Origin of the sequence: Micromonospora sp. NPDC050495 (assembly GCF_040655175.1) — a bacterium.
Lineage (GTDB): Bacteria > Actinomycetota > Actinomycetes > Mycobacteriales > Micromonosporaceae > Micromonospora.
This window is the reverse complement of the sequence record NZ_JBFAJK010000025.1, coordinates 1-20,788: the sequence shown is the minus strand read 5'-3', so window position 1 is coordinate 20,788 and position 20,788 is coordinate 1. Positions and strand designations below refer to the sequence as shown.

The following is a 20,788-nucleotide window of genomic DNA, read 5'->3' as shown; positions in this document are numbered from 1 at the left end:
CGTCGGGCCGCCACCGCGGCCGGGTCACCGGCGCCGCGGCCCCCGCCGGCGCAGCGCCCACTGGGCGACCGTGCCCCAGATGCCGCGCCGGAACAGCAGCACCACCAGGACGAAGATGCCGCCGGTGACCAGGCCGATCGCCTCGAATCCGGAGAACGACAGCCAGTCCTCCAGGCGCACCACCAGGGCCGCGCCGAGCACCCCGCCCCACAGCGTGCCGATGCCGCCGAGCACCACCACGATGACCGCCTTGCCGGAGGTGGTCCAGTGCAGCACGTCCAGCGAGACGAACCGGTGGCCGACCGCGAAGAGTCCGCCGCCCAGCCCGGCCAGGAACCCGGAGAGCACGAACGCGGTCAGCTTGTAGCGGTGCACCGGATAGCCGAGCGCGCGGGCCCGGGCCGGGTTGTCCCGGATGCCGACCAGCACCCGGCCGAACGGCGAGTGCACGATCCGCCAGGCCGCGGCGAGCCCGAGCAGCACGATCGGCAGGATCGCGTAGTAGAAGTAGTAGTCGTCGGTGAGGTCGAGCCCGAAGAACTCCCGGGGCACGCCCTGCAGGCCGTTCTCGCCCTGGGTGACCGACCGCCACTCGTTGGCCACGTAGTAGACCAGCTGCGCGAAGGCCAGCGTGACCATCGCGAAGTAGATCCCGGTCCGCTTGACCGCCAGGTAGCCGATCGGCACCGCGAGCAGCGCCGCCGCCAGGGCCCCGGCCAGCACCGCCAGCGGGAAGGGCAGGCCGGCGTGGATCGCGACGAGGCCGGTCACGTACGCCGAGGTGCCCCAGAACGCGGCGTGCCCGAAGGACATCAGCCCGGTGAAGCCGAGCAGCAGGTCCACCGAGACGGCGAAGAGCGCCCAGCAGAGGATGTCCACGGCCACCGCCGGGTAGAGCCCGTTGGGCAGCCAGAGCGCCGCCACCAGGCCGGCGGCGAGCAGGGCGTACCGGACCCAGCCGGGGGCTCGGGCCACGGTGAGCAGCCCGGACGGGGGCGCCGGGCGGGCCGCCTCCCCGGCGGGAACGTCCACGACGCTGCTCGTCGCCCCCTCGGTCCGCGACTGCGGGGCTCGCGGCTCACTCCTCGCGCTCACGCCGGGGCCTCCTCACGGCCGAACAGGCCGGCCGGTCGCCAGAGCAGCACCGCGGCCATCACCACGAAGACGACGGTCTGCGACACGATCGGGAAGTCCGACAGGTACGCCTCGCCCCAGGCCTGGACCAGGCCGATGCCGAAGCCGGCCGCCACCGAACCGAAGATGGAGCCGAGGCCGCCGATCACGACCACCGCGAAGACCACGATGATCAGGTCGGCGCCCATCAGCGGATTGACCGCGCGCATCGGGGCCGCGAGGACCCCGGCCAGCCCGGCGAGGGCGATGCCGAAGCCGAACACCGGGGTGACCCACCGGCCCACGTCGATGCCGAGGGCCCGGGTCAGCTCCGGCCGCTCGGTGGCCGCCCGGACCACCGTGCCGATCCGGGTCCGCCCCAGCACCCACCACACGGCGACGCAGAGCAGCACCGTGAAGCCGAGGATGAAGACCCGGTACGTGGGGAAGTCGAAGAGCCCGAAGTCGACCGTCCCGCTCAGCTCGGCGGGCGTGGCGTACGGGCTGGACTGCACGCCGTACCGGGACTTCACCAGGTCCTGGAGGATCAGCGTCAGGCCGAAGGTGAACAGGAAGTTGTAGAGCGGGTCCAGCCGGGTCAGCCGGTGGATCACCGCCCGTTCCAGCGCCATGCCGAGCAGGCCCAGCGCCAGCGGCATGATCACCAGGGCCGCCCAGAACGGCACGCCCGCCTCGGCGAGCAGCACGTACGCCCCGAACGCGCCGAGCATGTAGAAGGCGCCGTGGGCGAAGTTCACCACCCGCAGCATGCCGAAGATGACCGCGAGCCCGAGGGCGAGCAGGGCGTAGAACGCCCCGCCCACCAACCCGTTGAACGTGTTCTGCAGGAACCCGGACATGTCAGAGCGTGCAGTCCGGGGACGGGGCGCGGAACGCCTCGGCCGCCGGGATGGTCTTGAGGATCTTCACGTAGTCCCACGGCTCGCCGACCTCGGCCTGCGGCTTCACCTGGGCCAGGTAGGCGTCGTGGATGACCCGGTGGTCCTCGGCGCGGATCTTGCCGTTGCGCAGGAACAGGTCGTTGATCTCCTTGCCCTCCAGCCCCTTGACCACGGTGTCCGCGTCGTCGGTGCCGGCGGCCTGCACGGCCTCCAGATACTGCATGGCCGCGGAGTAGTTGGCCGCGTGGGCGAACGACGGCCGGGTGCCGGTCTCCTTCTGGAACCTGTCCGCCCACTCCCGGTTCTGCTGGTCGAAGTTCCAGTACCAGGCGTCGGTGTAGGTGGTGCCGGCCAGCGCGGCCGGGGTGAGCGAGTGGATGTCGGTGATGAACATCAGGCCGACGGCCAGCCCGACACCCTTGTCCCGGAGCTTGAACTCGTTGTACTGCTTGACCACGTTGACCAGTTCGGCGCCGGCCTGCATGGTGCCGAGCACCTGCGGCTTCGGGTTCAACGTGGGCGCCTTGAGCAGGAACGAGGAGTAGTCGCCGCTGGTGTTCGGGAACGGCGCGCCGTCCTTGCCGACCACCGTGCCGCCGGCCTTGCTGATGGCCGCGGAGAAGCTCTTCTCCATGTCCTGCCCGAAGGCGTAGTTCGGGTAGAGGATGTACCAGTTCTTGCCGACCTGCTCGGTGGTCACCGTGCCGGTGCCGTGCGCCAGCATGTAGGTGTCGTAGGCGTAGTGGAACGTGTATTTGTTGCAGCTCTTGCCGGTCAGGTCGGTGGTCGCCGCGCCGATGTTGAAGTAGAGCTTCTTCTTCTCCTTGGCCACGTCGGCGACCTTGAGCGCGGCCGAGGAGGTCGGCACGTCCAGGATGGCGTCGACGCCCTTGCGGTCGTACATCTCCTGGGCCTTGCTGTTGGCCACGTCCGGCTTGTTCTGGTGGTCGGCGGTCTCCACGGTGATGTCCTTGGTCACCGCCTTGTCGCCGTACTTGGCCTTGAAGTCGGCGATGGCCATCTGCACGGCCTTGACCGAGTTCCGCCCGGACAGCTCCGAGTAGGCCCCGGACTGGTCGTTGAGCACGCCCAGCACGATCTTGTCGCCGGTCAGCTTCGAGTCGCCGCCGGACTGCGGACCACCGCCGCCGCAGCCGGCGACCAGCAAGGCCGCCGCCGACGCCGCGGCCACACCCACGCTCTTACGCATGTCATCCCCTTCGTACCGCGCGGTCCGCGCGGGTCAGCCGTCGTGTCAGATGCCGAGGTACGCCAGCAGCTCGCGCTCCCGCGAGCGCACCTCGGAGTTGTCCATCGCCTCCGCGATGCGTCCCTCGGCCAGCAGGTAGTGCCGGTCGGCGACGCCGGTGGCGAAGTGCAGGTTCTGCTCGACCAGCAGCACGGTCACGCCGTGCCGCTTGGCGTCCCGCAGCAGGTCGCCGACCTGCTGCACGAGCAGCGGCGACAGGCCCTCGGTGGGCTCGTCGCAGAGCAGCAGCCGGGCGCCCATCCGCAGCACCCGGGCCAGGGCGAGCATCTGCTGCTCGCCGCCGGAGAGCCGGGTGGCCGGCGAGTCGCGGCGGGTGTGCAGCGCCGGGAACGCCGCGTAGATGCGGTCCAGGGACCACGGGTCGGGACCGACCCGGGGCGGCAGGGTCAGGTTCTCGGTGACGGTCAGGGTGGCGTACGCGCCCCGGTCGTCGGGCACCCAGCCGAGCCCGGCCCGCGCCCGCCGGTACGCCGGCAGCCGGGTGATGTCCCGACCGTCGAGGGTGACCGTGCCCCGCTGGCCGGGGTGCAGCCCCATCACGCTGCGCAGCAGGGTGGACTTGCCGGCCCCGTTGCGGCCGACCAGGGTGACCACCTCGCCGGCGGCCACCTCCAGGCTCACCTCCCGCAGCACCTGCGCCTCGCCGTACCAGGCGGAGAGGTTCTCAATGCGCAGCATCCGCGGCTCCCAGGTAGGCGGTGATGACCCGCTCGTCGGCGCGGACCTGCTCGTAGGGCCCCTCGACGAGCACCTTGCCGGCCTGCAGGACGGTGACGGTGTCGGCCAGCCGGCCGACGACGCTCATGTTGTGCTCCACCATGACCACGGTGCGGCCCGTGCGGACCGTGGCGATCAGGTCGACGGTGCGGTCGACGTCCTCCAGCCCCATGCCGGCGGTGGGCTCGTCGAGCAGCAGCACCTTCGGGTCGAGGGCGAGGGCGATGGCCAGCTCCAGGGCCCGCTTGCGTCCGTACGCGAGGGCCTCGGCGGGGGCCTCGGCCAGCTCGGCGAGGCCGACCATGGCGAGCAGCTCGTCGGCTCGCTCCCGGTAGCGGCGCATCAGCTTCGCCGAGCGCCAGAACCGCCAGCCCAGCCCGCTGCCCGACTGGAGCGCCAGCTCGACGTGTTCGCGGGCGGCGAGCTGCGGGAAGAGGCTGGTGATCTGGAACGAGCGGGCCACCCCGAGCCGGGCGACCCGCTCCGGGGGCAGGCCGGTGACGTCCCGCCCGGCCAGCTCGATCCGTCCGCCGCTGGCCGGCAGGAAGCCGGTGAGCAGGTTGAACAGCGTGGTCTTGCCGGCGCCGTTCGGCCCCACCAGGGCGTGCACGGACTCCGGCGCCACGTCGAGGTCGACCCCGTCGACGGCCCGGAAGCCCCGGAAGTCCCGGGTCAGCCCGCGGGCCGACAGGATCGCTTGCCCGGCCATCGCCACACCCTCCGCAGGTCCCACCAGCGGCGGCCAGGTCGGTGACCGGGGTCACAGGGCCGTCGCGTGCAGGAAACCTACGGCGCGCTCACCGGATCGAACCATGTCGACCGACCACACATTCGCCCCCCGGCGGACGGCCTGGCCCGCCATAGTGGGCCGGCCCGTCCGGCGCGCCCCATCGCCCGGGGAGTCATCGGCGGGCGTCGACATGTGGTGGCACCACCGTCACGCGGCGCGCCCCGGCCGCGTCCCGCCGTGGCCGGGGACGGGCCTACCGGTCGCCGTCGTCGACGCCGCACCGACGGAGCCCGTCCCGTCCGCGCCCGGCGCGGGACGGCAGCCGGCGGCGCCCGCGGGGTTCAGTGCGGGACGGCAGCCGGCGGCGCCCGCGGGGTTCAGTGCGGGACGGCAGCCGGCGGCGCCCGCGGGGTTCAGTGCGGTCCGTCGGCCGGCGGGTAGGGGTCGGGGCGAGGCACGGTCCGGGGTGGACGGCGGGAAACTTGCGCCGATAGTTTGGGGGTGGCCGCCGCGTCGAGGGGCCCGCTGGGCGTCACACGTCCGGAAGGGACCCCGTCCGCCGCCGGTCGAGCGCCGCCCTCCGCGGGCCGGCGCGCCGGCGGGTCGGCGGCCCGTTGGCCTGAGCGGGCGCTCCCGCCCGGTCCCGGGGTGGGAGCACCCGCTCAGTTCGTCGCGGGACGGCCCGTGGCGGATCAGCGCGGCGGAGCAGCCGTTCGGCGGGGCAGCCGCCGCCCGCGATGGTTCAGCCCGTCGCGAGCCGCCGCGGATCAGCCGGTCAGCGCGGTCAGGGCCAGGTCGACGTCCGCCTCGGTGGTGTAGAGGTGGAACGACGCGCGGACCCGGCCGGCCCGGACGGCGGCGCGCACCCCGGCCCGGGCCAGCTTCTGCTGCGCGTCCGGCACCGTCACCGTGACGATCGCGCTGTCGCCCGGCGGGTGGCCCAGCCCGGCGAGGAACCGGTTGGCCAGCGCCACGTCGTGCTCGTGCACCGCCGCCACCCCGACCTCGGCGAGCAGTTCGAGCGCTGGGGCCGCGCCGACGTAGCTGAACCAGGCCGGGGAGATGTCGAAGCGCCGGGCGGTGTCGGCCAGCCGCAGCGGTGGGCCGTAGTAGGAGGCTTGCGGGTCCGCACCCGCGTACCAGTTGGCGGCGTCCGGACGCATCCGGTCACGCAGCGCCGGGGCCAGGTAGGCGAAGGCCGCGCCGCGCGGCGCCATCAGCCACTTGTACGCGGCGACGACCACCGCGTCGGCCAGGCCGGCGTCGAAGGGCAGCCAGCCGCAGGACTGGGTGGCGTCGACCACCACGAGCGCGCCGTGCGCCCGGGCCGCCGCGACGATCTCGCGGTACGGCGCGACGCTGCCGTCGACGGACTGCACCAGGCTGAACGCGACCACGTCGGTGTCCGCGTCGATGGCGTCGACCAGGCCGGCCAGCGGGACCGTCCGCACCCGCACCCCCCGGTCCTGCTGCGCCATCCAGGGGAAGAGCAGCGAGGTGAACTCCACCTCGGGCACCACCACGGTCGCCCCGGGCGGCAGCGCGGCGGCCACCGGGGCGAGCAGTTGCGAGGCGGTGCTGCCGACGGTCACGTCCTCGGCGGGTACGCCGACCAGGCCGGCGAAGGCCGCCCGGGAGCGGCCGACGGCCGGGTCCCAGCCCTCGAAGGAGACCCGCCCGCCCCGCCAGTCGGCGAGCACCTCCTGCACCGCCTCCCAGGCGGGGTCGGGCGGCAGCCCGTAGGTGGCGGTGTTCAGCCACCCGGGCTCCGGTTGCCAGAGCTTCTGCGCCTGCGCGAGGTCCATGCCCCGACGCTAACGAGCGCCGGCGGCGGCCGGGACGGCCAATCCGCGGCCGGCGGCCCTCGGCGGGCAGGTCGCGAACGCGCCCGCGGCGAGGGCGGCCCGGGGTCAGCTGACGTTGGCGGGGCCGAGCACGCTCTTCAGGTCGCCCATCAGTGCCGTGGTGGCGGCCACCCGGAACGGCCCGAGCCGCAGCGTGGTGACCTTGCCGCCGTTGAGCAGCTTGACGTGCACCTCGGTGTCGCCGGGGTGCAGCACCAGGGTCTCCTTGAGCTTCTCCACCAGCGGCGGCGTGCAGCGGTGCACCGGGATGGTCAGGGTGACCGGCTTGGTCGCCGGGTTGCTGGTGACGTCCGGCATGGACATGTCCATCGCCATGATCCGCGGGGTGTCGTCGCGGCGGTCCACCCGCCCCTTGACCACCACGATGGCGTCCTCGGCGATGTACTGGCCGATCACCTCGTAGGTGTTCGGGAAGAACAGCGTCTCCACCCCGCCGGCGAGGTCCTCCAGGGTGGCCGAGGCCCACGCCCGGCCCTGCTTGGTCACCCGGCGCTGCACGCCGGAGAGGATGCCGGCCAGGGTGACCACCGCGCCGTCGGGCACCGCGCCCTCCTCGTTGAGCGCGGCGATGGTGGTGTCCGCGGCGGCGTTGAGGATGTGCTCCAGGCCGAACAGCGGATGGTCCGAGACGTACAGGCCGAGCATCTCGCGTTCGAACGCGAGCTTGTCCCGCTTGTCCCACTCCCCCGCGCCGATGGTCGGCATGACCGTGGTGCTGCCGCCGGTGTCCGCGTCGCCGAAGCCGGCGCCGAAGAGGTCGTACTGGCCGACGGCCTCCTTGCGCTTCACGTCGGCGTACGCGTCGATCGCGTCGGCGTGCACGGCGAGCAGGCCCTTGCGGGGGTGGCCGAGGGAGTCGAACGCGCCGGCCTTGATCAGCGATTCGATGGTCTTCTTGTTGCAGACCACCGCGTCCACCTTGGACAGGAAGTCGTAGAAGTCGGTGTAGCTGCCCTTCTCGTCCCGGCACCGCATGATCGAGGCGACCACGTTCGCGCCGACGTTGCGGATGGCGGCCAGGCCGAAGCGGATGTCCTTCCCGACCGGGGTGAACGGCCCGGCCGAGGTGTTGACGTCCGGCGGCAGCACCTGGATGCCCATCCGGCGGCACTCCGACAGGTAGAGCGCCATCTTGTCCTTGTCGTCGCCGACGGAGGTGAGCAGCCCCGCCATGTACTCGGCCGGGTAGTTGGCCTTGAGGTAGCCGGTCCAGTACGACACCAGCCCGTAGCCGGCGGTGTGCGCCTTGTTGAACGCGTAGTCGGCGAACGGGACCAGGATGTCCCAGAGGGTCTGGATGGCCTCGTCGGAGTAGCCGTTGCCGCGCATGCCGTCGCGGAACGGCACGAACTCCTTGTCGAGGACCTCCTTCTTCTTCTTGCCCATCGCCCGGCGCAGCAGGTCGGCCTGGCCGAGGCTGTAGCCGGCGAGTTTCTGCGCGGCGCGCTGCACCTGCTCCTGATAGACGATCAGGCCGTAGGTGGGGCCGAGGATCTCCTCCAGCGGCTCGGCCAGCTCCGGGTGGATCGGGGTGATCTCCTGCAGGCCGTTCTTGCGCAGCGCGTAGTTGGTGTGCGAGTTGGCGCCCATCGGGCCGGGCCGGTAGAGCGCCAGGACGGCGGAGATGTCCTCGAAGTTGTCCGGCTTCATCAGCCGCAGCAGCGAGCGCATCGGGCCGCCGTCGAGCTGGAACACGCCGAGCGTGTCGCCGCGGGCCAGCAGCTCGTACGTCGGCTTGTCGTCGAGCGGGAGCTGGAGCAGGTCGACCTTGCGGCCGTGGTTGCTCTCGATGTTCTTCAGCGCGTCGTCGATGATGGTCAGGTTGCGCAGGCCGAGGAAGTCCATCTTCAACAGCCCGAGCGACTCGCACGTCGGGTAGTCGAACTGGGTGATGATGGCCCCGTCGGCGTCCCGGCGCATCAGCGGGATGTGGTCGATGATCGGCTCGGCGGACATGATGACGCCGGCGGCGTGCACGCCGGTCTGCCGGATCAGCCCCTCGATGCCGCGCGCGGTGTCGATGACCTTCTTGACGTCCGGGTCGGACTCGTAGAGACCACGGATCTCGCCGGCCTCGGCGTAGCGCGGGTGCTTCGGGTCGAAGATGCCGGTGAGCGGGATGTCCTTGCCCATCACGGCCGGGGGCATGGCCTTGGTGATCCGGTCGCCGACCGCGTACGGGTAGCCGAGCACCCGGGCCGAGTCCTTGATCGCGGCCTTCGCCTTGATCGTGCCGAAGGTGGCGATCTGCGCGACCTTGTCCTCGCCCCACTTCTCGGTGACGTACTTGATCACCTCACCGCGCCGGCGCTCGTCGAAGTCGATGTCGACATCCGGCATCGAGACCCGCTCGGGGTTGAGGAACCGCTCGAAGATCAGGCCGTGCGGCAGCGGGTCCAGGTCGGTGATGCCCAGGGCGTACGCGACGAGCGAGCCGGCGGCCGAACCGCGGCCCGGGCCGACGGCGATGCCCTGGCTCTTGGCCCACTGGATGAAGTCGGCGACCACGAGGAAGTACGACGGGAAGCCCATCTGGATGATGACGCCCAGCTCGTACTCGGCCTGCTTGACGTGGGTCTCGGGAACCCCGCCGGGGAACCGGCGGGCCAGCCCCGCGAAGGTCTCCTTGCGGAACCAGGACTCCTCGGTCTCCCCCTCCGGGGTCGGGAAGCGCGGCATCAGGTTGTGGAACTCGAACATCCCGGCCGGGTCGACCTTCTCGGCGATCAGCAGGGTGTTGCGGCACCCCTCCAGCCAGAGCTCGGAGGTGTTCACCGCGCGCATCTGGTCGGCCGACTTGATGTAGTAGCCGCCGCCCTCGAGGCGGAACCGGTTGGGGTCGTCGATGTTGCTGGCGGTCTGCACGCAGAGCAGGACGTCGTGCGCCTCGGCCTGCGACTCGGTGGTGTAGTGCGAGTCGTTGGTGACCACCGGCGGGATGTTGAGCTTGCGACCGACCTCGGTCAGCCCTTCCCGGACCCGCTTCTCGATGTCCAGGCCGTGGTCCATCAACTCCAGGAAGTAGTTCTCCTTGCCGAAGATGTCCTGGTACGCCCCGGCGACCTTGAGCGCCTCGTCGAACTGGCCGAGCCGCAGCCGGGTCTGCACCGCACCGGACGGGCAGCCGGTGGTCGCCATGATCCCTTCCGCGTACTCGGCGATCAGCTCCATGTCCATCCGGGGCCACTTGATGTAGTGGCCCTCCATGGAGGCGCGCGAGTTGAGTTTGAACAGGTTGTGCAGCCCGGTCCGGTTCTGCGCCCACATGGTCATGTGGGTGATCGCGCCGTTGCCGGAGACGTCGTCGCTCTTCTGCTCCGGTCGGCCCCACTTGACCCGCTGCTTGTGGAAGCGCGACTCCGGCGCCACGTACGCCTCGACGCCGAGGATGGGGGTGACCCCAGCGGCCATCGCCTGCTTGTAGAAGTCGTTCGCGCCGTGCATGTTGCCGTGGTCGGTCATCGCCACCGCCGGCATTCCCTGCCGGCCGACCTCGGCGAAGAGGTCCTTGAGCCGGGCCGCCCCGTCGAGCATCGAGTACTCGGTGTGTACGTGCAGATGCGCGAACGAATCGCCCATGCGAGGCGCCCCCCAGCTGTGGATCTTGGCGGTCGGAGCCGACCGGGAACCACCCTACCGAGGTCAACTCGGCGGCTCCACCGTCCGCGCCGAGGGTGGCCCGCGTCTCGTGTCCGGCCTCCGTTTCCTGGTCGCCGCCGCTCCGCACACATCGTTGTTCACTACACGACGATGTAGCGCTAGACATTAGTGTGTGTCACACAGTATGGTGTGACGCATGGGCAGCGACGACGTACTACGGACCCACCTCCAGGAGCTGCGCCGGGGCACCGTCGTGGTGGCGAGCCTGATCGCCCTGCGCCACCCCGACTACGGCTACTCCCTGCTGCAACGGCTCACCGGGCACGGCTTCCCGGTGGACGCCAACACCCTCTACCCGCTGCTGCGCCGCCTCGAGGAGCAGGGGCTGCTGACCAGCGAGTGGAACACCGAGGAAAGCCGGCCGCGCAAGTTCTACCGCACCAGCGACGCCGGGGAGACGGTGCTCCGCCGGCTCCTCGACGACCTCGCCGCCGTACAGACCTCGCTCACCGGGCTGATCGAAGGAGTAGGACAATGACCACCCTGACCGACCGCTACCTCGCCGCCACCCTGCGGGCGGTGCCGGCCGACCGGCGCGAGGAGATCGCGACCGAGCTGCGCGGCTCGATCGAGGACATGATCGACGGTCGGCGGGCCGACGGTCGCGACGTCGCCACCGCCGAGCGCGAGGTGCTCACCGAGCTGGGCAACCCCGCGCAGCTCGCGGCCCGCTACGCCGACCGGCGGCTCCAGCTCATCGGCCCGGCCTACTACCTGGCCTGGGAGCGGCTGATGAAGCTGCTGCTCAGCTTCATCCCGGCGCTCGTCGGGGTCGTCGTCGGCCTGGTTGAGGCCTCCGACGGCAACGGGGGCGGCGCGATCGGCGCGGGGATCAGCGCGGCGATCCAGGCCGCGGTCCAGATCGCCTTCTGGGTCACCCTGGTCTTCGCGGTGCTGGAGCGCACCAACACCTCGCTCCACCTGCCCGCGTGGACCGTCGACCAGCTCCAGGAGGACTACACCGCCCGGCAGATCACGCCGGTCGACACGGTCGCCGCCATCGGGTTCCTGGTGCTGGTCATCGCGTACCTGCCGATCCAGCACTTCCACTCGTTCGTGCCCGGCGACGGCGGCGGCAACCTGCCGATCCTCGACCCCGCGCTGTGGAGCTTCTGGCTGCCGTTCCTGATGGCCGTGCTGGTCGCGACCATCGGCCTGGAGTTCGCCAAGTTCCGCGCCGGCCGCTGGACCTGGCCGCTGGTCGCGGTCAACGCCGCGCTGGACCTCGCGTTCGCCGTCCCGGTGCTCTGGCTGATCTCCACCGACCGGCTGCTCAACCCGGACTTCGTGCAGCGGTGGGAGTGGCTCTCCCAGGCGGAGAACCTGCACAACGTCGCCACCTTCGTCGCCGTCGGCACCGCCCTGGTCACCGCCTGGGACATCATCGACAGCGCGGTCAAGGCGTACCGCAACCGGCGCTGACCCGCTCGACACGCCGCGGCCCGGCACCCACAGGGGTGCCGGGCCGCGGCGCGTACCGGGTGGCGTGGTCGGGGCCGGCTCAGCCCACCGCCGCCATCACCTCGTCGCTGACGTCGAAGTTCGCGTAGACGTTCTGCACGTCGTCGCAGTCCTCCAGCACGTCGATCAGCTTGAAGATCTTGCGAGCGCCCTCCTCGTCGAGCGGGACGTTGACGCTCGGGATCAGCGAGGACTCGGCCGACTCGTACTCGATACCGGCGTCCTGCAGGGCGGTGCGCACCGCGATCAGGTCGGTCGGCTCGGAGACCACCTCGAACGCCTCGTCGAGGTCGTTGACCTCCTCGGCGCCCGCGTCCAGGACCGCCATCATCACGTCGTCCTCGGTGGTCCCCGCCTTCGGGACGATCACCACGCCCTTGCGGGAGAACATGTACGACACCGAGCCGGCGTCGGCGAACGAGCCGCCGTTGCGGGTCAGCGCCGTGCGCACCTCGGTGGCCGCCCGGTTGCGGTTGTCGGTCAGACACTCGATGAGCAGCGCGACGCCGTTCGGGCCGTAGCCCTCGTACATGATCGTCTGGTAGTCGGCGCCGCCGGCCTCCAGGCCGGAGCCGCGCTTGACCGCGCGATCGATGTTGTCGTTCGGAACGGAGTTCTTCTTCGCCTTCTGGATGGCGTCGTAGAGGGTCGGGTTGCCGGCCGGGTCACCGCCGCCGGTCCGGGCCGCCACCTCGACGTTCTTGATCAGCTTGGCGAACATCTTGCCGCGCTTGGCGTCGATGACGGCCTTCTTGTGCTTGGTGGTCGCCCACTTTGAGTGGCCGGACATCTCATACCTCCGTCTGTTGACTCACGCCTGCGTCGACTGTCCGCGCCCGCGCCGGACCGGGACCGCCGGGCGGTCGGCTGGAGGGCGGCGGCGGGCGGTGAGCCCTGCCGAACCAGCGGCAATCCTACCGAGGTCGGGGCCCCGCATGTCACACCCGGCACCCATGGCGGGCCCGGCGACACGCCGACGGCCGCCCCCGGCGGAGCAGGGAGCCGGGCCGCGGAACCGGCCGGCGGACGCCCGGACCAGGCCGGACGGGCTCAGCCGGCGGCCCGGACCAGGTCCACGAAGTAGCGGTGCAGCCGCAGGTCACCGGTGAGTTCCGGGTGGAACGAGGTGGCCAGCAGGTGGCCCTGCCGGACCGCGACGATCCGGTCCGCGGCCGGGCCGGACGACGACTCCAGCTCGGCGCGTCGGACGCCACGCGGCGACCTGGAGTCGTCGTCGGTGACCCGGCCGACCACCTCGACGCCGTCGCCGACCCGTTCCACCCAGGGGGCCCGGATGAAGACGGCGTGGAACGGCCCGCCCGCGACCCCGGCGAGCCGCACCGGCGCCTCGAACGAGTCGACCTGCCGGCCGAACGCGTTGCGCCGGACGGTCATCTCGATGCCGGCGAAGCCACGCTGGTCGGCCCGGCCGTCCAGCACCTCGGTGGCCAACATGATCATTCCGGCGCAGGAGCCGTAGACCGGCATCCCGCCGGCGATCCGCTTGTCGATCGGCTCCCGCAGCTCGAAGATGTCGACGAGCTTGCTCATGGTGGTGGACTCGCCGCCGGGGACGACCAGCCCGTCGACCGCGTCCAGCTCGGCCGCCCGGCGCACCGGGCGGGCGTCCGCCCCGGCCCCGGCCAGGGCCGCGAGGTGCTCACGCACGTCGCCCTGCAGGGCGAGCACGCCGATCTGGGGTACGGTCACCGGTCGTTCCTCTCCACGGGTCGTCGGGCGGGGGACCCGCCGCGGCCGGATGCCTCGGGCGGGCGCCCCGCCCCGCTCACCAGCCCCGCTCGGCCAGCCGGTGCGGCTGCGGGATCTCGTCGACGTTGATGCCGACCATCGCCTCGCCGAGGCCGCGGGAGACCTTGGCCAGCACGTCCGGGTCGTCGTGGAAGGTGGTGGCCTTGACGATCGCGGCGGCGCGCTGGGCCGGGTTGCCCGACTTGAAGATGCCCGAGCCGACGAAGACACCCTCGGCGCCGAGCTGCATCATCATGGCCGCGTCGGCCGGGGTGGCGATGCCGCCCGCGGTGAACAGCACCACCGGCAGCTTGCCCGCCTCGGCAACCTCCTTGACCAGCTCGTACGGCGCCTGAAGCTCCTTGGCGGCGACGTACAGCTCGTCCTCGGGCAGCGACTGGAGCCGGCGGATCTCCTGGCGGATCCTGCGCATGTGGGTGGTGGCGTTGGAGACGTCGCCGGTGCCGGCCTCGCCCTTGGAACGGATCATCGCGGCGCCCTCGGTGATCCGGCGCAGCGCCTCGCCCAGGTTGGTCGCGCCGCAGACGAAGGGGACGGTGAACGCCCACTTGTCGATGTGGTTCGCGTAGTCGGCCGGGGTCAGCACCTCGGACTCGTCGACGTAGTCCACGCCGAGGGCCTGCAGGATCCGCGCCTCGACGAAGTGGCCGATCCGGGCCTTGGCCATGACCGGGATCGAGACGGCGTCGATGATGCCGTCGATCATGTCCGGGTCGCTCATCCGGGACACCCCGCCCTGGGCGCGGATGTCGGCGGGCACTCGCTCCAGCGCCATGACGGCGACGGCGCCGGCATCCTCGGCGATCTTGGCCTGCTCGGGGGTGACCACGTCCATGATCACGCCACCCTTGAGCATCTCGGCCATGCCCCGCTTCACGCGGGCGGTGCCGACCAGGGCGGTGGAGTCAGTGTTCGGGGAGGTGGATTCGGACACGGGTCATCGCTCCTCGGACGTACGCGGGGGGTGGCTGCGGATGATGCTACGACCGGCCCAACGCCGATCCGACAGCCAATCAAACCCCCGGTGGCCTGCTCTGTGGTCGGCGTCACCGGCCCGCCGCCTCAGCCCGTGGTGACGTCCGCCCGCGGCACGACGGTGGGATCGTCGATGTCGAAGTAGCGCGGCCAGTCGCGGCCCCGCCCCATCCGGAACAGCCGCACCACCGGGCGGCCACGCGCCGACCGGGCGTCCCGGACCAGGTCGGTGTGCACCTGCCGGGCCAGGGCGAGGCGCCGGCTCGCGGCGATCACCGCCTCGCAGGCCGGATCGTCCGGATCCAGCTCGATCCCGCGCAGCTGCCGGGTCAGGTCGTTCTCGGCGGCCTCACGTTCCTCCGGGACGGCGTCCAGGGCGATCCGGGCGGCCGCGTACAGCTCCACCCCGTACCGCCGCTCGGCCAGCACCGCCGCGGCCGCCGCGCGGCGCAACAGGTGGGCGTCGAGCGCCCGGGCGGCCGACTCCGCCCGGGCCTGCAGCCGCTGGACCCGGCCGGCCGTCCAGATCAGGTACGCCGCGCCGAGGCCGACGACCAGGATCGTGCCCACCACCCACCACATGCCCGGCATCGTAGTGCTGCTCCTCCTCCCGCCCGGCCCGCACGGTTCCCGGCCCCAGCGCGCTCCACCCGGACCCCACCGGCCACGGGAGTCAGCCCAGCTCCGCCCACTCCTGGTCGATGACCCGGCCGTCGGTGGCCTCGATCGCCGCTGCGTATACCTCGACAACCCGGCGGGCAACCACGGGCCAGTCGAAATTCGCCACCAGCTGGTCGCCGCACGCGGTCAGCCGGGCCCGCTCGTCCGCGTCGTCGAGCAGTTCGCCCAATGCGGCCCGCAACGCCACCGCGTCTCCGTTCGGATAGAGCCGCCCGGCCCGCCCGCCGTCGAGGACCCGGCGGAAGGCGTCCAGGTCGCTGGCCACCACGGTGGTGCCGGCGGCCAGCGCCTCGGTGAGGATCATCCCGAACGACTCCCCGCCGGTGTTCGGCGCCACGTAGAGGTGCGCGCTGCGCAGCATGCGAGGTTTGTCCGCCTCGGAGACCATGCCGAGGAAGCTGACCCGGTCCCGCAGCGCCGCCGGGAACTGCCCGTACAGGTCGTCCGCGTCGCCCGGCCCGGCCACCAGCAGGCGCAGCCCCGGACGCTGCGCGGCCAGCGCGACGAAGGCGTCCCGCAGGATCGGGAAGCCCTTGCGGGGCTCGGTGAACCGGCCCAGGAAGCCGAGCGTCCCGCCGCTGCCCGGCGCGCACTCCCCCGGCCAGCCCGGCAGCGGCTCGACACCGGCGAACTTCGCCACCGCCACCCCGTTCGGGATCTCCACGGCCCCGCCGTCCATGTGCTCGACCTGCACCTTGCGGGCCAGCGCGCTCACCGCGATCCGGGCGGTGATCCGCTCCAGCACGATCTGCAGCACCCCCTGCGCGGCCGACAGCACCCGGGACCGGGTCATCGCGGTGTGGAAGGTGGCCACCACCGGCCCCCGCGCGCAGAGCACCGCCAGCATCGACAGGCTCGGGGTGAGCGGCTCGTGCACGTGCAGCACGTCGAATTCGCCCCGGGTGATCCAGCGCCGCACCCGCGCGGTGGAGACCGGCCCGAACGCGATCCGGGCCACCGAGCCGTTGTACGGCAGCGACACCGCCCGCCCCGCCGACACCACGTACGGCGGCAGCGCCGAGTCCTCGTCCGCCGGCGCCAGCACGCTCACCTCGTGGCCCAGCCCGAGCAGCGCCTCGGCCAGGTCCATGACGTGGTTCTGCACCCCGCCCGGGACGTCGAAGGAGTACGGGCACACGATGCCGATGCGCATTGCGCCCCCTCCTAGACCGTCCCGGTGGTGGCCGGTGGCTGCGTCGGCGAGGACGTCCCGCCCGGACCCTGGTCGAGCCACATCCGTTGCAACATGTGCCAGTCTTGCGGATGCCGGGCGATGCCCGCCGCCAGACCGTCGGCAATCCGCTGCGTCACCGCGCGCACCCGGGCGTCCAGCGGGGCGCTGTCCGGATCCGGCAGCGGCAGCGGGCCCTCGATCGAGGCGCAGGCGGCGTCCGGCTCGAACCACATCGAGGCCACGTAGAGCGGGGCGCCGGTGCGGATCGCCAGCAGCGCCGGGCCGGCCGGCATGCGGGTCCGGCCACCGAAGAAGTCGACCTCCACGCCCCGGGCGGAGAGGTCCCGGTCGGCGAGCAGCGGCACCACCGCACCGGCCCGCAGCCGGTCCACCAGCACGTCGAACGGGGGGCGAGGGCCGCCGTGGCTGGGCAGGATCTCCATGCCCAGTCCCTCCCGGAACGCGACGAACCGCTCGAACACACCCTTCGGCAGCCGCTCCGCCACCGTGGTGATCGGCCAGCCGGTCGCCGCCACCCAGGCGCCGGCCGCGTCCCAGTTGCCGGCGTGCGGCAGCGCCACCACGGCGCCCCGCCCGGCGGCCACGTCCGCGGCGAGCAGCTCCGCGCCGTCCAGGCGGAACCCGGCGAGGATGTCCCGGCGGCTCAGGCTCGGCAGCCGGAACGCCTCCAGCCAGTACCGGGCGTAGGAACGCATGCCGTCGCGGACCAGCGCGTCCAGCTCCGCCTCGGGCAGCTCCGGACCGACCACCCGGCGCAGGTTGGCGCGCAGCCGGCGGGTACCCCCGCCGCCCTTGCGGTGCGCGCGGTCGGCGCCCACCCGGAAGGCCGCGGCCGCGACGGGCCGGGGCAGCGCCCGGGCCAGGCGCCACCCCGCGACGAAGCCCGCCTCGGTGAGGTTCACTCCGCGCCGACCCGCTGGGCCTGCCGGTACACGTGGGCCATCCGCTGCCCGACGGTGAAGATCGAGACCGCGGCGAGCAGCCAGAGCGCGATCTCCAGGGCCGGGTCGAGGCCCAGGCCGGTGAGCAGGCCGCCCACCCCGACGATCAGCAGCCGCTCGGTGCGCTCGGCGATGCCCACGTTGCAGGTCATGCCCAGGCCCTCGGCGCGGGCCTTGACGTAGGAGACCAGCCCGCCGGCGGCGAGGCAGAGCAGCGCCGCCGCCACCCCGGAGTATTCGTGCTCGGTGGCCAGCCAGTACGCCACCGCGCCGAAGACGGCGCTGTCGGCGACCCGGTCCATGCTCGAATCGAGGAAGGCCCCGAACCGGGTCGAGCCGCCGCTCATCCGGGCCATCGTGCCGTCGAGCAGGTCGGTCAGCGCGAAGACCGTGACGATCAGCGCGCCGGCGACCAGGTGGCCGCGGGCGCCGAAGCCGAGCGCGCCGACGAGTACGCCGACGGTCCCGGTCACGGTGACCGCGTTGGGGGACACACCGGCGCGGAGCAGTCCGCGCGCGATCGGCTCCACGACGCGGGTCATGCCCGCGCGGGCCGTCACTTGGAAGATCTTCGCCATGGCGGTCCCACGATAACGGCCGGCGGCGGCCGGGGACACAGCCGGTCGTCCCGACCCGCCCTGACGTACTTGTGCCGGCCCGGTCACGGGTGTGAGATCGAGCGTGGGAGGTGAGCCAGTTCACCGGGACACCGGTCCGCGTTGCCGTCCCGGAGGAGATCACCGGAAGATATCGCCGCGGAACCCGCCCGGGGCCGCTTCCCCGTCGCGAGCGGCGGTCGCCACCACCACCGGCTGAGGGAGGTGCGCCGCGATGGCGCAGAAGAACCAGGAGAAGGGTGTCACCGGCGGCGCGCCGGTGGTGACCGAACCCGGCAGGGTTCGCAACGTGGTGCTCGTCGGGCACTCCGGGGCGGGCAAGACCACCCTGGTCGAGGCGCTGCTCGCGGCCAGCGGCACGATCGGCCGGGCCGGCAGCGTCACCGACGGCACCACGGTCTGCGACCACGACCCGGCCGCCGTACGCCAGCAGCGCTCGGTGAGCCTGTCCTGCGCCCCGCTGCTGCACCGCGACGTCAAGGTCAACCTCCTGGACACCCCCGGGTACGGCGACTTCGTCGGCGAGCTGCGCGCCGGGCTGCGGGCCGCCGACGCCGCGCTGTTCGTGGTCTCCGCCGTCGACGGGATGGACGCCGCCACCGCCGCCCTCTGGGAGGAGTGCGCCGCGGTGGACATGCCGCGGGCCGTGGCGGTCTCCCGGTTGGACCACCCACGCGCCGACTTCGACGAGGCGGTCGCGCTCTGCCAGCGGGTCTTCGGCGACAACGTGCTCCCGCTCTACCTGCCGATGCTGGGCGACGACGGGGAGAGCGTGGCCGGGCTGATGGGGCTGATCACCCGGCGGGTCTTCGACTACTCCGGCGGGCTGCCGGCCGCGGTACGCGAGCCCGACCCGGAGCACCTGCCCGCCATCCAGGAGGCGCGCAACGAGCTCATCGAGGGAGTCATCGCCGAGAGCGAGGACGAGACCCTGATGGACCGCTACCTCGGCGGCGAGGAGATCGACACCGAGGTGCTCATCACCGACCTGGAGAAGGCCGTCGCCCGGGGCCACTTCTACCCGGTGGTGCCGGTCTGCGCGGAGACCGGCGTCGGCCTGGACGCGCTGCTCGACGGCCTGGTGGCGGCGTTCCCGTCACCGCTGGAGCACGAGCTGCCGGCGGTCACCGGGGTGGACGGCTCACCCCGGCCGCCGCTGGCCTGCGACCCGGACGGGCCACTGGTCGCCGAGGTGGTCAAGACCACCGTCGACCGGCACGTCGGGCGGGTCTCCCTGGTCCGGGTCTTCTCCGGCACGCTCCGCCCCGACCAGGTGGTCCACGTGTCCGGGCACGGCATGGCCGAGCGCGGCCACCCCGACCACGACGCCGACGAGCGGGTCGGGCACATGTACAGCCCGCTCGGCGCGACGCTGCGCGAGGTGGCCACCGCGGTGGCCGGCGACATCTGCGCGATCACCAAGTCGGGCAGCGCGGAGACCGGCGACACCATCTCGACCAAGGACGACCCGCTGCTCATCGCCCCGTGGGAAATGCCGGAGCCGCTGCTGCCGGTGGCCATCGTGGCGAAGAGCCGGGCCGACGAGGACGCGCTGGCCCGCAACCTGGGCCGGCTGGTGGCCGGCGACCCGACGCTGCGGCTGGACCGCAACCCCGAGACCCACCAGCTGGTGCTCTGGTGCATGGGCGAGGCGCACGCCGACGTGCTGCTCGACCGGCTCCGCGCCGGTGGCGTCGAGCTGGAGACCGAGCCCGTCCGGGTGGCGCTGCGGGAGACCCTGACCACCGGCGCCCGCGGGCACGGCCGGCACGTCAAGCAGTCCGGCGGCCACGGTCAGTACGCGGTCTGCGACATCGAGGTGACGCCGCTGCCGCGCGGCGCCGGCTTCGAGTTCGTGGACAAGGTCGTCGGCGGGGCGGTGCCGCACAACTACATCCCGTCCGTGGAGAAGGGCGTGCGCGCGCAGATGGAGCGCGGCCTGGTCGCCGGCTACCCGGTGGTGGACCTGCGGGTGACCCTCTTCGACGGCAAGGCGCACAGCGTGGACTCCTCCGACGCGGCGTTCCAGACCGCGGGCGCGCTGGCGCTGCGCGACGCCGCCGAGCAGGGGCAGCCGGCCCTGCTGGAGCCGGTGGACGAGGTGATCATCCGGGTGCCCGACTCCGCGGTCGGCGCCGTGATGGGTGACCTCTCCGGCCGGCGCGGCCGGGTGCTCGGCACCGAGCCGGACCCGGACGCCGAGGGCCGCACCCTGGTGCGCGCCGAGGTCCCGGCCACCGAACTGCTCCGGTACGCGGTCGAGCTGCGCTCGATGACGGCCGGCACCGGCACCTTCCGTCGCGAGTTCGCCCGCTACGAGCCGATGCCCGCCCACCTCGCCGACCAGGTCCGCAAGGAAGCCACCCCCCACCCCTGACCCACCCCCTCCCTCTTTTCCCCTCCCTCTTTTCCCTCCCCCCACCCCTTCTCCTCCCCCTCCCCAGCCGCGCCCTCCTGTCGGCCCGCCCCCTCGCGCCCGCTCGCCCCCTCGCGCCCGCCCGCCCCCTCGCGCCCGCCCGCCCCCTCGCGCCCGCCCGCGCCCGCGCGCCCGCCCGCGCCCGCGCCCGGCCTCGTCGATCTTGGAGTTGTGGCGCCCGCGACGCCGGCATAAGCCGGGTTTGTCCGGTGCCACAACTCCATGATCGTGGAGCGGGTGGGGCGGGTGGGGCGGGTGGAGCGGGTGGGGCGGGTGGAGCGGGTGGGGCGGGTGGGGGCGGCGGAGCGGGTGGGGCGGGGAGCGGTGCCTGGGGCCGGCGGAGGGTGGCGGGCTGTGTGGGGCGCCGCGGGTGGGTGGGTGGGGTTAGTCCTTGTCGCCTCTGGCGAGGTGGCCCGTTCCGGGCTGAAAATCGTGTGGGTCGCTCGCTGACGTCGTCGCTCCTTGGTCCGTGTGA

At 72.6% G+C, this 20,788-nt stretch carries 17 protein-coding genes; 3 read left to right on the top strand and 14 right to left on the bottom strand.

The features are described 5' to 3' along the window. Nucleotides 1-24 precede the first annotated feature (24 nt). The 7 genes from AB0I11_RS22410 to dnaE all read right to left on the bottom strand — a co-directional run bounded on the left by AB0I11_RS22410 (nt 25) and on the right by dnaE (nt 10,176). Nucleotides 25-1,032 (bottom strand): branched-chain amino acid ABC transporter permease, encoded by a 1,008-nt coding sequence (locus AB0I11_RS22410; RefSeq protein WP_357323794.1) that lies wholly within the window; start codon nt 1,030-1,032, stop codon nt 25-27. 59 nt (nt 1,033-1,091) lie between these two features. Continuing rightward, on the bottom strand, nt 1,092-1,973 hold the full coding sequence (locus AB0I11_RS22405; RefSeq protein WP_357323620.1) for a branched-chain amino acid ABC transporter permease: 882 nt from the start codon (nt 1,971-1,973) through the stop codon (nt 1,092-1,094). Nucleotide 1,974: 1 nt separating this feature from the next. Beyond that, nucleotides 1,975-3,225: an ABC transporter substrate-binding protein gene (locus AB0I11_RS22400; RefSeq protein WP_357323616.1), complete on the bottom strand. Its 1,251-nt coding sequence runs from the start codon at nt 3,223-3,225 to the stop codon at nt 1,975-1,977. Nucleotides 3,226-3,270: 45 nt separating this feature from the next. Further along, nucleotides 3,271-3,963, bottom strand: a complete 693-nt coding sequence (locus AB0I11_RS22395) for an ABC transporter ATP-binding protein (RefSeq protein ID WP_357323613.1) — start codon at nt 3,961-3,963, stop codon at nt 3,271-3,273. Continuing rightward, nucleotides 3,950-4,711, bottom strand: coding sequence for an ABC transporter ATP-binding protein (locus AB0I11_RS22390; RefSeq protein WP_357323610.1), 762 nt, complete (start codon nt 4,709-4,711; stop codon nt 3,950-3,952). The genes AB0I11_RS22395 and AB0I11_RS22390 overlap by 14 nt, the downstream gene beginning before the upstream one ends. Before the next feature lie 788 nt (nt 4,712-5,499). Next, on the bottom strand, nt 5,500-6,537 hold the full coding sequence (locus tag AB0I11_RS22385) for an aminotransferase class V-fold PLP-dependent enzyme (RefSeq protein WP_357323607.1): 1,038 nt from the start codon (nt 6,535-6,537) through the stop codon (nt 5,500-5,502). Between the two features lie 105 nt (nt 6,538-6,642). Next, complete coding sequence (gene dnaE / locus AB0I11_RS22380) at nt 6,643-10,176, bottom strand: DNA polymerase III subunit alpha (RefSeq protein ID WP_357323604.1); 3,534 nt, start codon at nt 10,174-10,176, stop codon at nt 6,643-6,645. A gap of 217 nt (nt 10,177-10,393) precedes the next feature. Between dnaE and AB0I11_RS22375 the strand changes: the two genes are divergently transcribed. Further along, nucleotides 10,394-10,735: a PadR family transcriptional regulator gene (locus AB0I11_RS22375; RefSeq protein ID WP_357323600.1), complete on the top strand. Its 342-nt coding sequence runs from the start codon at nt 10,394-10,396 to the stop codon at nt 10,733-10,735. Next, nucleotides 10,732-11,679 carry a permease prefix domain 1-containing protein gene (locus AB0I11_RS22370; RefSeq protein WP_357323597.1) on the top strand — a complete coding sequence of 316 codons (948 nt, stop codon included), beginning with the start codon at nt 10,732-10,734 and terminating at the stop codon, nt 11,677-11,679. The genes AB0I11_RS22375 and AB0I11_RS22370 overlap by 4 nt, the downstream gene beginning before the upstream one ends. Before the next feature lie 79 nt (nt 11,680-11,758). Here AB0I11_RS22370 and AB0I11_RS22365 read toward each other — a convergent pair whose 3' ends face one another. From AB0I11_RS22365 to pgsA, 7 genes are all read right to left on the bottom strand, one after another. Next, nucleotides 11,759-12,508, bottom strand: a complete 750-nt coding sequence (locus AB0I11_RS22365; protein WP_357323595.1) for a YebC/PmpR family DNA-binding transcriptional regulator — start codon at nt 12,506-12,508, stop codon at nt 11,759-11,761. Between the two features lie 260 nt (nt 12,509-12,768). Continuing rightward, entirely contained in the window at nt 12,769-13,428 is a 660-nt protein-coding gene (pdxT, locus tag AB0I11_RS22360; protein ID WP_357323591.1) for a pyridoxal 5'-phosphate synthase glutaminase subunit PdxT, read from the bottom strand. 76 nt (nt 13,429-13,504) lie between these two features. Continuing rightward, nucleotides 13,505-14,422 carry a pyridoxal 5'-phosphate synthase lyase subunit PdxS gene (gene pdxS, locus AB0I11_RS22355; RefSeq protein ID WP_357323588.1) on the bottom strand — a complete coding sequence of 306 codons (918 nt, stop codon included), beginning with the start codon at nt 14,420-14,422 and terminating at the stop codon, nt 13,505-13,507. Between the two features lie 128 nt (nt 14,423-14,550). Then, on the bottom strand, nt 14,551-15,054 hold the full coding sequence (locus AB0I11_RS22350) for a hypothetical protein (RefSeq protein WP_357323585.1): 504 nt from the start codon (nt 15,052-15,054) through the stop codon (nt 14,551-14,553). 82 nt (nt 15,055-15,136) lie between these two features. After that, a complete protein-coding gene (locus AB0I11_RS22345) occupies nt 15,137-16,297 on the bottom strand; it encodes a glycosyltransferase family 4 protein (RefSeq protein WP_357323582.1) in 1,161 nt (386 codons plus the stop codon). An 11-nt stretch (nt 16,298-16,308) separates the two neighbouring features. Continuing rightward, complete coding sequence (locus AB0I11_RS22340; RefSeq protein ID WP_357323579.1) at nt 16,309-17,241, bottom strand: phosphatidylinositol mannoside acyltransferase; 933 nt, start codon at nt 17,239-17,241, stop codon at nt 16,309-16,311. After that, a complete protein-coding gene (gene pgsA, locus AB0I11_RS22335) occupies nt 17,238-17,858 on the bottom strand; it encodes a phosphatidylinositol phosphate synthase (RefSeq protein WP_357323576.1) in 621 nt (206 codons plus the stop codon). The genes AB0I11_RS22340 and pgsA overlap by 4 nt, the downstream gene beginning before the upstream one ends. 253 nt (nt 17,859-18,111) lie before the next feature. Between pgsA and AB0I11_RS22330 the strand changes: the two genes are divergently transcribed. Then, the gene (locus AB0I11_RS22330; RefSeq protein WP_357323573.1) at nt 18,112-20,274 is read left to right on the top strand and encodes an elongation factor G-like protein EF-G2; all 2,163 of its coding nucleotides are present in this window, start codon (nt 18,112-18,114) and stop codon (nt 20,272-20,274) included. Nucleotides 20,275-20,788: the final 514 nt, after the last annotated feature.

Coding starts and splice junctions, on each gene's coding strand:
- AB0I11_RS22405 (WP_357323620.1), bottom strand. CDS start 1,973: ATGTCCGGGTTCCTGCAGAACACGTTCAACGGGTTGGTGGGCGGGGCG.
- AB0I11_RS22400 (WP_357323616.1), bottom strand. CDS start 3,225: ATGCGTAAGAGCGTGGGTGTGGCCGCGGCGTCGGCGGCGGCCTTGCTG.
- AB0I11_RS22395 (WP_357323613.1), bottom strand. CDS start 3,963: ATGCTGCGCATTGAGAACCTCTCCGCCTGGTACGGCGAGGCGCAGGTG.
- AB0I11_RS22390 (WP_357323610.1), bottom strand. CDS start 4,711: ATGGCCGGGCAAGCGATCCTGTCGGCCCGCGGGCTGACCCGGGACTTC.
- AB0I11_RS22385 (WP_357323607.1), bottom strand. CDS start 6,537: ATGGACCTCGCGCAGGCGCAGAAGCTCTGGCAACCGGAGCCCGGGTGG.
- dnaE (WP_357323604.1), bottom strand. CDS start 10,176: ATGGGCGATTCGTTCGCGCATCTGCACGTACACACCGAGTACTCGATG.
- AB0I11_RS22375 (WP_357323600.1), top strand. CDS start 10,394: ATGGGCAGCGACGACGTACTACGGACCCACCTCCAGGAGCTGCGCCGG.
- AB0I11_RS22370 (WP_357323597.1), top strand. CDS start 10,732: ATGACCACCCTGACCGACCGCTACCTCGCCGCCACCCTGCGGGCGGTG.
- AB0I11_RS22365 (WP_357323595.1), bottom strand. CDS start 12,508: ATGTCCGGCCACTCAAAGTGGGCGACCACCAAGCACAAGAAGGCCGTC.
- AB0I11_RS22350 (WP_357323585.1), bottom strand. CDS start 15,054: ATGCCGGGCATGTGGTGGGTGGTGGGCACGATCCTGGTCGTCGGCCTC.
- AB0I11_RS22345 (WP_357323582.1), bottom strand. CDS start 16,297: ATGCGCATCGGCATCGTGTGCCCGTACTCCTTCGACGTCCCGGGCGGG.
- pgsA (WP_357323576.1), bottom strand. CDS start 17,858: ATGGCGAAGATCTTCCAAGTGACGGCCCGCGCGGGCATGACCCGCGTC.
- AB0I11_RS22330 (WP_357323573.1), top strand. CDS start 18,112: ATGGCGCAGAAGAACCAGGAGAAGGGTGTCACCGGCGGCGCGCCGGTG.